Origin of the sequence: Salidesulfovibrio onnuriiensis (assembly GCF_008001235.1) — a bacterium.
Classification (GTDB): Bacteria; Desulfobacterota; Desulfovibrionia; order Desulfovibrionales; family Desulfovibrionaceae; genus Pseudodesulfovibrio; species Pseudodesulfovibrio onnuriiensis.
Genome location: NZ_CP040751.1, coordinates 3,807,615 through 3,822,147 on the forward strand (window position 1 = coordinate 3,807,615; position 14,533 = coordinate 3,822,147).

Below are 14,533 nucleotides of genomic sequence, written 5' to 3' on the forward strand. Positions count from 1 at the left end.
ATGGTCACATTCATTCATTCACCCGCACTGCTCATCCCCCTGGCCGTAACCTTCGCGGCCCCTCTGGCCATCTGGCTGCTGCGCCGCGACCAGAACATGCGCGAAGGCGTCTCGTTCGCGGCCGCGGCCCTGGCATTCGCCGCCATCGTCTCGTTCGTTCCCGGCGTGCTTGAGGGCAAGATATACACCTATACCCTGTTCACCATCCTGCCGGGCATGACCGTGAAGTTCTGCGCGGACGGGCTGGCCATGATCTTCGGGCTCATAGCCACCTTCCTGTGGTTCCTGGTCACGGCCTACAACATCGGGTACATGCGCTCCCTCAACGAGCACGCCCAGACCCGGTACTACTTCTGTTTCGCCACGGCCATCTTCGGGGCCGTGGGCGTGGCCACGGCGGCCAACATCTTCACCCTGTATCTCTTCTACGAGATCATCTCGGTGTTCACGTACCCGCTGGTGGCCCACCACGAGGATGACGAGGCCTTCTCGGGCGCCCGCAAGTACTTCGTCTACCTCATGGGCACGTCCAAGCTCTTCCTGCTGCCGGCCATGATCCTGACCTACGTGCTCTGCGGCACCCTGGATTTCCGGCTGGGCGACCTGGTCACGGGCATCTTCCCGGCCGACGCCAACCCGACCCTGGTGACCCTGACCTATATCCTGTATCTGGCGGGCCTGGCCAAGGCGGCCATCATGCCGCTGCACAACTGGCTGCCCTCGGCCATGGTGGCGCCCACCCCGGTCTCGGCGTTGCTGCATGCGGTGGCCGTGGTCAAGGCGGGCGTGTTCTCCCTGAGCCGCATCATCCTTTCGGGATTCGGCGTGGAAACCATGGACCGCCTGTTCCTGGGCATCCCCACGGCATATCTGGCGGCCTTCACCATCGTGGCCGCCTCGGTCATCGCCCTGACCAAGGACGACATCAAGGCGCGGCTGGCCTACTCCACAGTGAGCCAGCTCTCCTATGTGGTCATCGGCGTGGCCATGCTCACGCCCGTGGCCGTGCAGGGCGGGCTCATGCACATCGCCCACCACGCCTTCTCCAAGATCACCCTGTTCATGGGTGCCGGTTCCATCTACGTGGCCACCCACATCAAGAAAATCAGCCGCATGAACGGCCTGGGACGCCGCATGCCCTGGACCTTCGGCGCATTCGCCGTGGCCAGCCTGAGCATGATCGGCGTTCCCCCGGTCTGCGGCTTCGTCAGCAAATGGTACATGGCCCAGGGGGCCGTCGCCATCCACCACTACGTGCTGCTCTGCGCCCTGCTGGCCTCCACCCTGCTCAACGCGGGCTACTTCATGCCCATCATCTTCCGGGCATTTTTCCGTGACCCGGCGCCCGACGCGGCCATCGAGCAATACAACGAGGCCCCGCTGATCATGGTGGCGCCCCTGTGCATCACGGCCGCAGTGTCCGTGTTCCTGGGGCTCTACCCGCAGGCGTTCCTGAACTTCATCAACACGTTCAAGGGGTTCTAGGCATGAAAAACAGACTGGGAGAATGGTTTGCCGGGCAACGCCCCAGGGGCGCGTTCTGGTTCTGGGCTTTCGTGGTCTTCCTGGCCGTGCTGCTCGTCGCCAACGTTTTCGAACTGCCGCATCATCCGCACTTCGCGGCCGAGCACTGGCCCGGGTTCTGGGCCGTATTCGGCTTTATCGGGGCCGTGGTCCTGGCGTTCGTCATGAAGAAAATCATCGGGCCGATGCTGGCCATGGAGGAGGACTGTTATGACCGCGACTAACAGCCTGCTCAGCCACCCGGCCCTCTTTTTCCTGGGCGCAGCCCTGCTGGTGCCCTTCATCTCCTCGCGCCTGCTCAAGTGGCTGCTGCCCATCCCGGCGCTGCTGGCCATCGTTTCCGTGGTCACCCTGGACACAGGCACCACGGGCTTCGCGCACTACATCGGCATGGACCTGACCTTCTTCCGGGTGGACGCGCTGTCCACCATCTTCGCCAACGTCTTCGCGGTGCAGGGGCTCATCGCCCTGGTCTTTGCCATGCACCTCAAGGACAAGGGACAGCACATGTCCTCCCTGGCCTATGTGGGCGGCGGGTTCGGCTGCGTGTTCGCGGGCGACTACCTGACCCTGTTCATCTTCTGGGAAGTCATGTCCGTGGCCTCCACCATGCTGGTCTGGCTGAACAAGAACAACCGCTCCGTGAAGGCGGGCTTCCGGTACTTCCTGTTCCACACCCTGGGCGGCCTGTTCCTGCTGGGCGGCATCCTGCTGCGCTACGCGGACCTGGGCACCATGAGCTTCGTGCCCGTGGATCCCTCCGGGGCCATGTACTATGACTGGCTCATCCTGCTGGGCTTCTGCGTCAACGCGGCCGTGGTGCCGCTGCACGCATGGCTGCCGGACGCCTACCCCGAGGCCACGGTCACGGGCGCGGTGTTCATGAGCGCCTATACCACCAAGACCGCGGTCTACGTGCTGGCCCGCGCCTTTGCCGGGTTCGAGGTCCTGGCCATCGCGGGCGTGGTCATGTGCCTGTACGGCGTCTTTTACGCGACCATGGAAAACAACGCGCGGCGCATCCTCGGTTACCACATCGTCTCCCAGGTGGGATACATGGTGGCCGGGGTGGGCATCGGCACGGCCATGACCGTGAACGGGGCCTGCGCCCACGCCTACGCGCACATCCTTTACAAAGGCCTGCTGTTCATGTCCGTGGGCTGCCTGCTGCACGCGGCCGGCACCGCCAAGCTCACCGAGCTGGGCGGCCTGGTCCGCCGCCTGCCCTGGGTCTTCATCCTCTACGTGGTGGCCGGGGTCTCCATCTCGGGCATGCCCTTCTTCAACGGATTCGTCAGCAAGACCATGACCATTGCCGGGGCAGCCGAGGCGCACCGCACCTGGCTGGCCCTGGGCATGGAACTGGCGGCCGTGGGCACCTTCCTTTCCGTGGGCCTCAAGCTCCCGTACTTCGCCTTCTACTCCAAGAAGGAATACACGGGCGAACTCAAGCCCATCCCGGTCAACATGTACGTGGGCATGGGCATCGGCGCGGCCCTGTGCATCATCACCGGCCTGTACCCGGACCTGCTGTACATGCAGCTTCCCTTCCGGGAAGGCGTGGCCGCGTATTCGCCCTTTGTGAAGCACGTGGCCGAGGCCGTGGAGCACCCCTACGTGCCCTACACGATCTGGCACCTGCTGCAGGCCTTCATGCTGCTGGGCTTCACCGGCCTGGGCTTCACCGCCATGCGCAAGATCCTGGTGCCCCACGCCCAGCGCAACGTGGACTTCGAATACCTGTACATCCTGGGAGGCAAGCTGTTCCTGGCCCTGTTCTCCCGCCCCTTCGCGGCCGTGGACACGGTCTGGAGCAGCGTCTACCGCACCCTGGGCCTGCGCGGGCTCATGGGTTCGGCCTGGCTCTCCTCCCTGTTCGACCGCAAGGGCATCGATACGGTGGTGGACGGCACCGCCACCTCGGTCCGCTCGGTGGGAAAAAGCGCGACCATCATCCAGAACGGAAGGCTGCAGGCATACGCCACGGCCGCAATACTGGCCGGCCTGGGCGTCTCCGCCCTGGTCTGGCTGCTGACGTCCTAGGAGCAACGCTGTGATGAGCTATCCGATCCTGACTACCCTGATCTTCGTTCCCCTGGCAGCAGCCTTCCTGCTCATGGTCCTGCCCATGGGGCAGCTCGCGGTGCGCCGCTTCACCCTCTGGACGGGCTTCGCGGAAATCGCCCTGGCCATTCCGCTGCTCACGGGCTTCAGCCTGTCCGAGGGCGGGTTCCAGTTCGTGGAGCACATGGAATGGGTGCCCCAGTGGGGCCTTTCCTATTCCCTGGCCGTGGACGGCATCAGCCTGCTCATGGTGCTCCTGAGCGTGCTGCTCCTGCCGCTGACGGTCCTCTGTTCCTGGACCTACATCGAAAAACGCATCAAGGAATTCCACTTCTGCCTGCTGCTCATGACCGCGGCCTGCGTGGGCGTGTTCGCGGCCATGGACCTGGTGCTCTTCTACGTGTTCTGGGAGGCCATGCTCATCCCCATGTACCTGCTCATCGCGGTCTGGGGCGGTCCTGAAAAGCGCTACGCCTCCATCAAGTTCTTCCTGTACACCCTAGCGGGCTCCACCCTGCTGCTGGCGGCCATCGTGGCCCTCTACTACCAGGGCGGCACCTTCTCCATCCCCGAACTGCTGGGCATGCACTTCCCGGCCGAATTCCAGACATGGGTCTTCCTGGCCATGGCCCTGGCCTTTGCCATCAAGGTGCCCATGTTCCCGTTCCACACCTGGCTCCCCGCGGCCCACGTGCAGGCCCCGGCCGCCGGGTCCGTGCTCCTGGCCTCGGTGCTGCTCAAGATGGGCACCTACGGGTTCCTGCGCTTCTGCCTACCCATCTGCCCGGACGCCAGCCAGTTCTTCGCCCCGGCCATGATCGCCATCTCCGTGATCTCCATCATCTACGGCGGCCTGGTGGCCCTGGGCCAGAACGACATTAAACGCATCATCGCCTATTCGTCCGTAGCCCACATGGGCTTCGTGACCCTGGGCATCTTCCTGTTCAACCAGGAGGGCGCGCAGGGCGCGGTCATGGTCATGCTCAACCACGGCATCGTCACGGGCGCGCTGTTCATGATGGTGGGCCTGGTCTACGAACGCAGCCACAGCCGCGACCTCTCCGACAACCTGGGCCTCGGCAAGTTCATGCCCGCCTACATGGGCTTCTTCGGGCTGTTCGCGCTTTCGTCCTTCGGCTTCCCGGGCCTGAACAGCTTCGTGGGCGAGGCCTTGGTGCTCATCGCGGCCTTTGCCTCGGACACGGTCACCGGTCTCATCGTCATCCCGGGGGCCCTGCTGGCCGCGGCCTACATGCTGCGCCTGGGCCTCAAGATGGCCTGGGGACGCCCTGCATCGCCCAAGGACAAGGGCTGGGCGGACCTCAACAAGCGCGAATGGGCCTACCTGGCCCCCCTGGCCGTGCTGGTGTTCTACATCGGCCTGGCCCCGGGGCTGACCCTGCGGGTCATCACCCCGTCCGTGGACCGCATGCTCCAGCTCTATGAAACCAAGACCCGTCAGACGGCCCAAATGGAACAGCAGGCGCCGGCCCGGCCCAAGCTGCTGGCCCTGAGCGAAACCACGGAAAAAGGGGAGTAGCCATGAAATTCGACATCCTTCTCGTCCTGCCCGAACTGGCCCTGCTCCTGGTGGCGGCCCTGCTGTTCGTGACCACGCTCATGAGCCGCAAGAGCGAGGACTCCCTGAGCTGCACCGCCTGGCTTCCCGTCGGGGCCCTGGCCGTGCTCGGCGTTTCCCTGCTCTCCCTGGGCAGGGACGGAACCCTGTTCAGCGGCACCTACCGCGTGGACATGCTCTCGCAGTTCTTCAAGGCCGCCATTGCCGCCGGCTTCGTGATCACCTCCATGCTGGTGCGCCGCAACGGCCAGGTCTCGGATAACGACCGTCCCGACTATCTCATGCTCCTGACCATCTCGGCCTGGGGGCTCATGCTCATGTCGTCGGCCGTGGACCTGATCACCATCTACGTGGCCATGGAAATCTCCTCCTACAGCCTGTATGCGGCCATCCCGCTGCGGGCCCAGGACAAGCGCGCCGCCGAGGCGGGCATCAAGTACATCATGTTCGGGGCCCTGGCCACTGCGCTGGCCCTGTACGGCTATTCCTGGATCCTGGCCGGGCAGCACACCGGCATGATCGCGGAACTGGCGGGCAAGGACTGGACCTGGGCGAGCTCGCCCCTGGCCTGCACCGGCCTGCTCCTGTTCCTGTGCGGCCTGTTCTTCAAGCTGGCCCTGTTCCCGTTCCACTTCTGGTGCCCGGACGTGTACCAGGGAACCGGCAACGAGACCGCCGCCTTCGCGGCCACCATGCCCAAGCTCGGCGCGGCCGCCGTGCTGGTGCGCCTGGCCGCCCTGCTGACCCCGGACCTGGAAATCACCCACGTCATCGCCGCCTTCACTGCCGTTTCCATGACGCTGGGCAACCTGAGCGCCCTGACACAGACCGACCTCAAGCGCATGCTCGGTTACTCTTCCGTGGCCCATGCCGGGTACCTGGGCCTGGGAATCGTCTCCGGAACCACGGGCGGGCTGGGCGCGGCGTCCTTCTACGCCCTGGTCTACCTGCTTATGAACCTGGCCTGCTTCTGGGTCGTCTGCCAGGTGGCCGAAGACGGGGAAAATCCGACCTATACCAGCCTCAACGGCCTGCACAAAAAAAGCCCGCTGCTGGCTTTCGTACTGGCCGTTGCCGCCTTTGCCCTGGTGGGCCTGCCGCCCACCGCCGGGTTCATGGGCAAGCTGTTCCTGCTCACCTCGGCGTGGGGCGCGGGATACGAATGGCTGGTTATCGTGGCCGTCCTGAACACGGCCATCGCCATATATTACTATCTGAGCCTGGTTCGGCACGCCTACACCGAACAATCCGAACAGACCGAACCGGCCGGAGAAACTTTCACCCTCGGCATGGGCCCGAGGCTGGCCGGGGCCGTCATGGCCCTGTCCATTCTATTGCTGGGGGTGGCGGCAAGTCCTGTCTATGATCTGGCCGTTCAGGCCGGGACCGGGCTGCTGCGCTAGCTATGGAAGAGGAGGAGCTTATGGCTGACTACGTCATAACTTTCAATCCGGATCGCTGCATCAGCTGCTATGCCTGCGAAACCAGCTGCGCCGCCAAGAACAACACCCCGGGCGATGCCCGCCTGGGGCAGATGGTGGTCATAGGGCCGGTAAAACGTAAAAACCGACCGCGCTACCTGAACATGTACGTGACCTGTTTCCACTGCGCCAAGCCCTGGTGCGTCCAGGCCTGCCCCACCGGGGCCATGACCCGGCGCGAAGACGGCCTGGTCTACGTGGACAAGGCATTGTGCGTGGGTTGCAAGGCCTGCATGCAGGCCTGCCCCTGGCGCATCCCCCAGTGGGATTCCCAAGAGGGCAAGGCCATCAAGTGCGACCATTGCCGGGACCGGCTCGATGAAGGGCTTGAACCCGCCTGTGTGGAAGCATGCTGCGGCCATGCGCTGGAGTACCTGAAGGTGAACGAGGCCTCAGCAAAGGCCCGGACAGCCTACGTGGAAAAAGCGCTGCTGCATTCGGATGATCCCTATGCCGTCTTTGCGGCAACAACAAAATCGTAAAACCTTTGAGGAAGAGGAGGAAGAGGATGAGTAAACGGAGTATAACCATTGTGCTGGCCGCACTGGCTGCGGTCCTGCTGCTCCAGGAAAGTGCGATGGCAGGGCGCCTGGCGGACGCCATTGCCGAAGCCACGGCCGCGGGCAAGATCGACCCCACGGCCGCCAAGGGCTACCTGGGCATCCCGGGCAGTCCGGACCTGAACATTGTCTACGGCCTGTTGTGGGCGGTCTGGGTAGGCTGGATCTTCTCCACGGTGGGCGCCTTCGGCGGCATCATGGCCGGGGTGGGACACATCACCATCTACGGCCTGGGCGACTACGCCAAGGGCTTCGGCAAATCCCTGAAGATGAACAAGGTGGTCACCGACTCCATCCGCGTGTCCAACCAGTGGCTGGTGGGTTGTTCCGCCGGGCTGTCTTCCTACAACTACTGGAAGATGGGCCGCCTGGTCGCCCCGCTGGGCATCGCCCTGGCCATCGGTTCCGTGGTCGGCTCCTGGCTCGTTCCGGCCCTGACCGCGGGCAAGGTCAACCTGAAGGAATACATCGGCTACTTCGGCCTGTTCGTGCTCTTCCTGGGTTGCTACCTGTTCTACGACACCACCCCGGCTGCCCAGCGCAGCAAGAAGGCCGCCAAGGAAGCGGCCAAGGCCTTTGAGGCCAGCGTTGCCTCGGGCGAGGAAAGCGCCGAAATGGGCGTGAAGGTCACCTCCTTCACCATGACCAAGTGCACCTTCACCTTCTACGGCGTTGAATTCTCCTTCAACCCGCTGATCCCGGTTGTCGGCGGCTTCGTCATCGCGGCCCTGGCTTCGTTCCTGGGCGTGGGCGGCGGCTTCCTGCTGGTGCCGTTCCTCACCGCCGTGGCGGGCCTGCCCATGTACCTGGTGGCCGGTACCTCCGCAGCCGCGGTGTTCATCGGCATGGTCAACTCCATTGCCTCCTACATGCTGCTGCGCGGCACCCCGGTGGAATGGTCCCTGATCGGCGCGGAACTGGTGGGTATCGTGATCGGTTCCTTCATCGGCCCCCGCACCTCCAAGTACATCCCGGATGTCTGGCTGAAGCGCCTGTTCATCGTGCTCGCCGTCTACGTGGGCATGCGTTACACCCTCAAGGGCTTCTTCGGCATCAGCATCTGGCCCTAGACGCACGTTAAACCAAGGGGAGCCGCCATGGGGCGGCTCCCCCTTCATACCGGAGATACAATGACGGATTTGAGCGCCATATCCGCTTTCCTGGACCCCTACCTGATCTGGGCCTTTCGCGCGCCGGTGCACCCGGTGGCGGCCTTCGGCCTGGGCCTAGTCGTGGTGGCCCTCATGGCCACGGTCCTCGGGGAGCTGTGCATGGCCGCGGCCTATTTCGGCAACAAGGAGTCCTTTGCCAAGAGCAACCGGGAAATGGTCCGGAACAACAACATGTCCCTGCGCATGCTGGTGCGCAAGAACAAGGAAGGCTACAAGCTCCTGAACAAGGAGGCCAACGAGTATTTCGGCAAGAACTTCTTCTCGCGCATTGCCCTCTTCGCATCCTCGCTCTTCCCGGCCTTTTTCGTCATGGGCTGGATCGACCTTCGCTACGGAGACATCGAATTCATGCTGCCCTGGCTGGGAAAGGTAGGGCCCGGCTTCTTCTTCGTACCCACCTACATCGCGGTGCGCATCGCCTTTGCCAAGGCCCAGAAATACCTCCCCGTGTTCAAGACCATCCGCCGCAAGGTCCGCGAAAACGAGACCACGGACGAGGAGCTGCTCTCCTTCGACGACCTGAACAAGGAAGTCCAACAGGGGCAGGCGGCCCTCAAGAACAACGATTCCCGCGTTCCTGACGCGAGCTAGTACGTTCCATGCGACAACAAAAAGGCCGGGGCACACGCTCCGGCCTTTTTTATTCGAATAGTATGTGGCGCTAGGCCTGCTTGACCCCGCCGGTCTGGTCGTACATGAGACCGCAGCGCAGGTCGAAATGACGGTTGACGCTCATGGTCGGGCAGCAGGCGTTCTGGGCCACCCGCGCCACAGTGGACCCGAAGAAGGCCTCTTCCGGATCACGGGCCTTGGAGTGGTGGGCCATGATGATCAGGTCCGCGCTCTCATCCTGGGCCTCGGCCAGGATCTCGGCGGCGGTCCCGCCGTTGCGCACCACCATGGACATGTTGGCGATGCCGTCCAGCCTCGGCAGGTATTCCTTTTCCAGACGGGCCCGGGCCTCGGCCTCGGAGGTTCCGGGGTCGGCCACGTTCAGCACGGTAAGCCCGGACTTGTAGTGGCGCGCCAGCTGCCCGCCATAACTCACGGCACAGTCGGCCTGCTCGGAGAAGTCCGTGGCCACCAGAATCCTGCTGAACAGCGGTTCCCGGCATTCCATTTCCTCGTGCACGATCATGACCGGGCAGCGGGCCTTCTGGCTCACACGCTCCAGGTTGCTGCCCTCCATGCCCCACATCATGGAACGCCGCTTCTCGTTTTCCCGGGAATGCGGCCCCATGAGGATCAGGTCGCTTTTCCGGTTGCGCGCGAAACGCAGGATTTCACTGTGCGGCACGCCCGGGTGCACCACCACCTCGTAGTCGGACACGCCGGAAAGAATCCCGGAATAGGTCTTGATGATCTCATCCTTGAGCTTCTGAGCCTCTCCCGAGGCCTCGAGGCGTTCGATGGAGCCCCAGCCCTGTTCCATGCCCGGAACATGAAGCAAAAAAAGTTTGGCGTCGAAACGAGTCGTGAAGTCCGCCGCCAGCTTGACCGCGTTTTCATCAAGATTGCCGGTGGAGACCGCCACAATGATATCCTTGAACATACTCAACCCCCTATGGCCTGAATGGAATCGCCGGGTGCTTACCGTTGCTGCCGCCGGTATCGACAGGCATTGTCCAATAACCGCACAGTTCAGAGATAAATACACCATACGCCCTTTTTCCGACATGACCACCCGCAGTACGGAAAAATAACACCCCAAAAAAAAGGACCGGCGAACCGGTCCTGGCAAGGCATTTTGAGCAAAGGCGGCTGTTACAGCTTGGCCAGCACCTGGCCGCTCCATTCCGTGACTTCGCCGTCATCCGGGTCGCCGTCGATCTTCAGGGAACTCACGATGAGGTTCGCACCGAGCTTTTCGGCCTTTTCCTCGATGGCGTCCACGGCCCCGCAGAAATAGGTGTAGGAGGAATCCCCGCACCCGAAGACCGCGACCTTCTTGTCCTTGAGGCCCGCATTTTCCAGGTCGTCGTACAGGGGGATGAAGTCGTCCTGCAGTTCGATTTCGTCATCGCCCCAGGTGGAGCAGCCGAAAAGCACGACGTCGTACCCGCTGCTCAGGCCCTCGGCCGTGACGTCGGCGGCGTCGCGGATAACGGCCTCCACGTCGTTCTTTTCCAGGATCTTGGCAATACTGTCGGCGACGCCTTCGGTGTTGCCGGTGGTGGAGCCGTATACAATCAGCGCTTTGGACATGTTTCACTCCTTGGGAGTTTGAGGTTTTGATCCCCGCTTGTATTTGATATTGAAAATCAAAGTCAAGCAATGAGAATGAAAAAGCGCAACAAAAAGGCATCACCGGCTGGCAAGAAACGCGACGGGGTGATATCCATGGGCCATGATCCACTGGGCCATAGACAAGCGCTGGCTGCTCATCACCTTCGCCCTCGGGGCGCTGCTCCTGCTCATGCCGGTTCCCTCCGGGCTGGCCCCGTCTGGCTGGAGGGTGCTGGTCATGACCATCTGCGCCACGGTGCTGTTCATCAAGGAACCCATCCCCCTGCCGTCCGTGGCCCTGCTCATCATCCTGGGACAGGTCCTGCTGCTGGGGCTCGATTCCTCGGAGGTGGCTTCCAGCCTGATGAAGGACTCGGTGCTGTTCATCATGGGCTCGCTCATGCTGGCCGTGGCCCTGGTCAAGCAGCACCTGGACAAGCGGCTGGCCCTGGTCATCATTTCCGTAACCGGCGCAAACGCCTACCGCATCGCCCTGGGCCTTTCGGCCTTTTCCGGGTTCCTGGCCTCCTTTGTGGGCGAGCACACGGTGGCGGCCATGATGCTGCCCGTGGCCCTGACCCTGGTGCACCTTGCCGAGGAGGACGAGGAACGCCGCCGCAAGCTGGCCCTGCTCTTCCTCTTCTCCATTTCCTACGCCTGCTGCATGGCCGGTATCGGCACGCCCTCGGGCGGGGCGCGCAACGCCATCATGATCGGCTACTGGAAGGATTTCTTCGTGGACCCGACCTACCCGGCCACCGACATATTCAACGTCAGCTATACCCGCTGGATGGCCTTCGCCTACCCCATCTTCCTGGTGCAGCTCCCGCTCATGCACTTCATCCTCAGGAAAACCTGCAAGGTGCCCAAGGAAAACCTCGTCCACGCCGTACGCCAGCTTCGGGTGCAGGTGGGGCGCGAAGGCTCCATGCAGGGCCGCCACTACGCGGCCATCGGCCTGTTCACGTGCACCCTCTTCGCCTGGATCTTCTTTTCCTCCGAGCTGGGCATGGGAACCATTGCCGTGGCCGGCGCGGCCGCCTTCATGCTGGCCGGCCTGGTGCGCTGGGAGGACCTCAATTCCGGCGTGAACTGGGGCGTCGTGCTGCTCTACGGCGCGGCCATCTCCCTGGGCCAGCAGATGCGCGAGACGGGCGCGGCCTCCTGGGTGGCGGCCAAGTCCCTGGAGCTGCTCTCCCCGGTGGGCCTGGGCACGGGCACGGGCCTGCTCATCGCCATCATGCTCCTGACCACGCTCCTGACCAACACCATGTCCAACGGCGCGGCCGTGGCCGTGCTCGGACCGGTGGTGCTGAGCATCGCCCTGGAGGCCGGTCTCAACCCGCTGGCCGCCGGATTCGTCACGGCCCTGGCGTCGTCGTTCGCCTATTTCACGGTCATCGGCACCCCGGCCAGCACCATCGTGCACGCCTCGGGCTACCTGCGCCCCGAGGACTTCCTGCGCGTGGGCTGGCGGCTGGCGCTCATGTCCTTTGCGGTGCTCATCCTGTTCGCAACCTTCTACTGGCCGCTGCTCGAAAGCTGAGGAAAGAACATGAACCGGAAACTCAAGATACTCGTCAGCATCGGCGGCGGCCCCGAGGCCTACGAAGGCCTGGCCTTTGCCGCCCGGCTCAGCCACAAGGAATGCGCCGAGACCCATTTCCTGACCGTCCGCGAACCGGACAGCGGCATGCGCACCGGCGGCATGGAAATGCGGGTGGCCCGCGAGCACGTGCTGGGTTGGGGCCTGGAGCTGCCCGGCATGCGGCGGCTCAAGAAGGCCCGCGACATCTTTGCCGAACTCGGGGAGATCCGGAAGGACAGCGCCGGGGAATGGGAGCACCGCACCCTTTCCGGCGACCCGGCCGGGGAATACGCGGTCACCTATGAAACGCCCTGCGGCGGCACCGTACACCTGCACCTGCGCACCGGAACCGACGTGCCCGGCCTGGTGGCCAACGAATGCGACCTCCTGGGCGCGTCCCTGGTCATCGTGGGCGCGCCCGGAGAACCTGCCTCCGGCCTGAAACGGCTGGTGGCGGGCCAGCCCCTGGCCTACCAGATCGCGGCCCGGGCCCCCTGCCCGGTGATCATCGCCCGCAAGCTGGAGGCCAGCCACGGCTTCCTGGCCATACTGGACGATTCGGACCAGTCCCTGATGCAGTTCGAACTGCTGGCGGAAATGGCCCGCGCCTGCGACACGCCGCTGACCCTGGCCTCCATGGCCGGCCCCAAGGTGCTGGACGCGGCCTGCAGGACCCTTCCCGAGGACTGCGCCACCCTGGAGCGGCGCATGGAGATCGAACCGGATGCCGACCAGATCATCGCGGCGGGAAAGGCCTATTCCCTGCTGGCCATTCCCACGCAGGAAGGTCGCTTCCGGGGCAGCCTGGCCGCCCAGGTGGCGGAAGGTTCCAGCCACTCGGTAATGGTCATGCGCTAGGGACCCTCTCGACGATTGACACCCGGGCCATTGTGCGGCAGAGAGATGTCATTCGAAAGAACAAGGAGTTTTGATGTTCAGCCCGTTCATGGATCTTGTGTCCGAAGTTGCCGAAATCAAGGGCAATCGACAGGCTTAAACCGCTTTCCTCCGCGCTCCGGTGCGGACTTCCCAGGCTCGTCCCGGCCTGTCTGATTCGCGTTTCGCCCGAAACCGGTCTTTAGTTGCGCCCTTCATTTCCGCAACGCACTCACCATCGTCCATTCCCCGAAACCCATGACGTTGTCATGGGCCGATATCGACATGAATCAGCCGGATCCTTTGGCCGGCCGAAACACATATGGTGATGACACATGACCAAACATATCAACGAACTCAACGTTCCACCCAATAACCGCGAATCGCTCTGCCAACTGGGGTGGGACAGACACTTTGAATGCGGGCTGACATCCATGCGGCCGACGCGGGGCACCATCGCCCGGGTCGTCAGCGTGCGGCGAAACCTGTTCCTGGTGTCGGACGGCCAAGACGAGCACCTCTGCTCCCCGGCGGGCAAACTCCTGCATTCGAGCACCCGGGGGTATCCGGTCACCGGCGACTGGGTGCTGACGGATGAAAGCGTCGTCATCGGGGTCATTCCCCGGAAAAACATCCTGTCCCGGGGTGAGGCCGGCTCACGCGGCACCCGGCAGGAGGCCGCGACGCGTGGGCAGATCATCGCCGCGAACCTGGACACGGTCTTCATTGTCTGCGGCCTGGACCGCGACTTCAACCTCAGGAGGCTGGAGCGCTACCTGACGCTGGTCTACAACTGCGGACTCTCGCCCGTGGCCGTGCTGACCAAGGCCGATCTCCACGATGATCCTGAAGCGGCGCGCCGGGAGGTCGAGACCATCGCCTTCGGCGTGCCCGTGGTGCTGACGTCCATGACAGACGGACGGGGCCGGGAGGAGCTTGAGGAACACCTCGGGTTCGGGCGAACCATCGCCATGCTCGGCTCCTCCGGGGCGGGCAAGTCCACCCTGGCGAACATGCTCTACGGCGACGACATCCAGGCCACGAGCGCTGTCAGCACCGCCGTGGGCAAGGGACGCCACACCACCACGACCCGGGAACTGATCCGCATGCCGCAGGGAGGCCTGCTGCTGGACAACCCCGGCATCCGGGAGATCGCCTTCCACGAGGCCGGGAGCGGAATGGAAAACGCCTTTGCGGACATCGCCGAACAGGCCTTGATGTGCCGATTCGGAGACTGCTCCCACCAGAACGAACCGGGCTGCGCCGTGCTTCGGGCAGTGGAAAGCGGCGAGATTTCCCGAGAACGGCTGGAAAGCTACCGCAGGATGCGCCGGGAAATGGACTATGTCTCGGCCCGCAGCCACAAAAGCGCGGACCGGGTCGAAAAGGAGCGCTGGAAAGACATCGCCATGCTCCAGAAAGAGATGAAACGCCGGAAGCGATAACATACCTACACAAAAAGG

General features: G+C 63.7%; 13 protein-coding genes. 11 read left to right on the plus strand and 2 right to left on the minus strand.

Features of this window, described 5'->3' with window-relative positions; genetic code table 11:
* The 8 genes from FGL65_RS17710 to FGL65_RS17745 are packed head-to-tail and all read left to right on the plus strand — an operon-like array spanning position 1 to position 8,971.
* The gene (locus tag FGL65_RS17710) at positions 1-1,485 is read left to right on the plus strand and encodes a monovalent cation/H+ antiporter subunit D family protein (RefSeq protein WP_147822566.1); all 1,485 of its coding nucleotides are present in this window, start codon (positions 1-3) and stop codon (positions 1,483-1,485) included.
* Between the two features lie 2 nt (positions 1,486-1,487).
* A complete protein-coding gene (locus tag FGL65_RS17715; RefSeq protein WP_147822567.1) occupies positions 1,488-1,748 on the plus strand; it encodes a hypothetical protein in 261 nt (86 codons plus the stop codon).
* The gene (locus tag FGL65_RS17720; RefSeq protein WP_147822568.1) at positions 1,735-3,567 is read left to right on the plus strand and encodes a Na(+)/H(+) antiporter subunit D; all 1,833 of its coding nucleotides are present in this window, start codon (positions 1,735-1,737) and stop codon (positions 3,565-3,567) included. Before FGL65_RS17715 ends, FGL65_RS17720 begins: the two co-directional genes overlap by 14 nt.
* Positions 3,568-3,580: 13 nt before the next feature.
* Positions 3,581-5,128: a complex I subunit 4 family protein gene (locus FGL65_RS17725; protein WP_147822569.1), complete on the plus strand. Its 1,548-nt coding sequence runs from the start codon at positions 3,581-3,583 to the stop codon at positions 5,126-5,128.
* A gap of 2 nt (positions 5,129-5,130) precedes the next feature.
* Positions 5,131-6,570 (plus strand): NADH-quinone oxidoreductase subunit N, encoded by a 1,440-nt coding sequence (locus FGL65_RS17730; protein WP_147822570.1) that lies wholly within the window; start codon positions 5,131-5,133, stop codon positions 6,568-6,570.
* Between the two features lie 20 nt (positions 6,571-6,590).
* Positions 6,591-7,130: a 4Fe-4S dicluster domain-containing protein gene (locus tag FGL65_RS17735; protein WP_147822571.1), complete on the plus strand. Its 540-nt coding sequence runs from the start codon at positions 6,591-6,593 to the stop codon at positions 7,128-7,130.
* Between the two features lie 26 nt (positions 7,131-7,156).
* Positions 7,157-8,278 carry a sulfite exporter TauE/SafE family protein gene (locus FGL65_RS17740; protein WP_147822572.1) on the plus strand — a complete coding sequence of 374 codons (1,122 nt, stop codon included), beginning with the start codon at positions 7,157-7,159 and terminating at the stop codon, positions 8,276-8,278.
* A gap of 60 nt (positions 8,279-8,338) precedes the next feature.
* Entirely contained in the window at positions 8,339-8,971 is a 633-nt protein-coding gene (locus tag FGL65_RS17745; RefSeq protein ID WP_147822573.1) for a hypothetical protein, read from the plus strand.
* A gap of 70 nt (positions 8,972-9,041) precedes the next feature.
* Here the strand turns inward: FGL65_RS17745 and FGL65_RS17750 are convergent, their stop codons facing one another.
* The gene (locus FGL65_RS17750; protein ID WP_147822574.1) at positions 9,042-9,932 is read right to left on the minus strand and encodes a universal stress protein; all 891 of its coding nucleotides are present in this window, start codon (positions 9,930-9,932) and stop codon (positions 9,042-9,044) included.
* A 212-nt stretch (positions 9,933-10,144) separates the two neighbouring features.
* Positions 10,145-10,585, minus strand: coding sequence for a flavodoxin (locus FGL65_RS17755; RefSeq protein WP_147822575.1), 441 nt, complete (start codon positions 10,583-10,585; stop codon positions 10,145-10,147).
* A gap of 142 nt (positions 10,586-10,727) precedes the next feature.
* On the opposite strand from FGL65_RS17755, the gene FGL65_RS17760 reads away from it, so the two are divergent.
* The 3 genes from FGL65_RS17760 to rsgA all read left to right on the plus strand — a co-directional run bounded on the left by FGL65_RS17760 (position 10,728) and on the right by rsgA (position 14,515).
* Positions 10,728-12,152 carry an SLC13 family permease gene (locus tag FGL65_RS17760; RefSeq protein ID WP_147822576.1) on the plus strand — a complete coding sequence of 475 codons (1,425 nt, stop codon included), beginning with the start codon at positions 10,728-10,730 and terminating at the stop codon, positions 12,150-12,152.
* 9 nt (positions 12,153-12,161) lie between these two features.
* Positions 12,162-13,052 carry a universal stress protein gene (locus FGL65_RS17765; protein ID WP_147822577.1) on the plus strand — a complete coding sequence of 297 codons (891 nt, stop codon included), beginning with the start codon at positions 12,162-12,164 and terminating at the stop codon, positions 13,050-13,052.
* A 353-nt stretch (positions 13,053-13,405) separates the two neighbouring features.
* Entirely contained in the window at positions 13,406-14,515 is a 1,110-nt protein-coding gene (rsgA, locus tag FGL65_RS17770) for a ribosome small subunit-dependent GTPase A (RefSeq protein ID WP_147822578.1), read from the plus strand.
* The last annotated feature ends 18 nt before the right edge of the window (positions 14,516-14,533 follow it).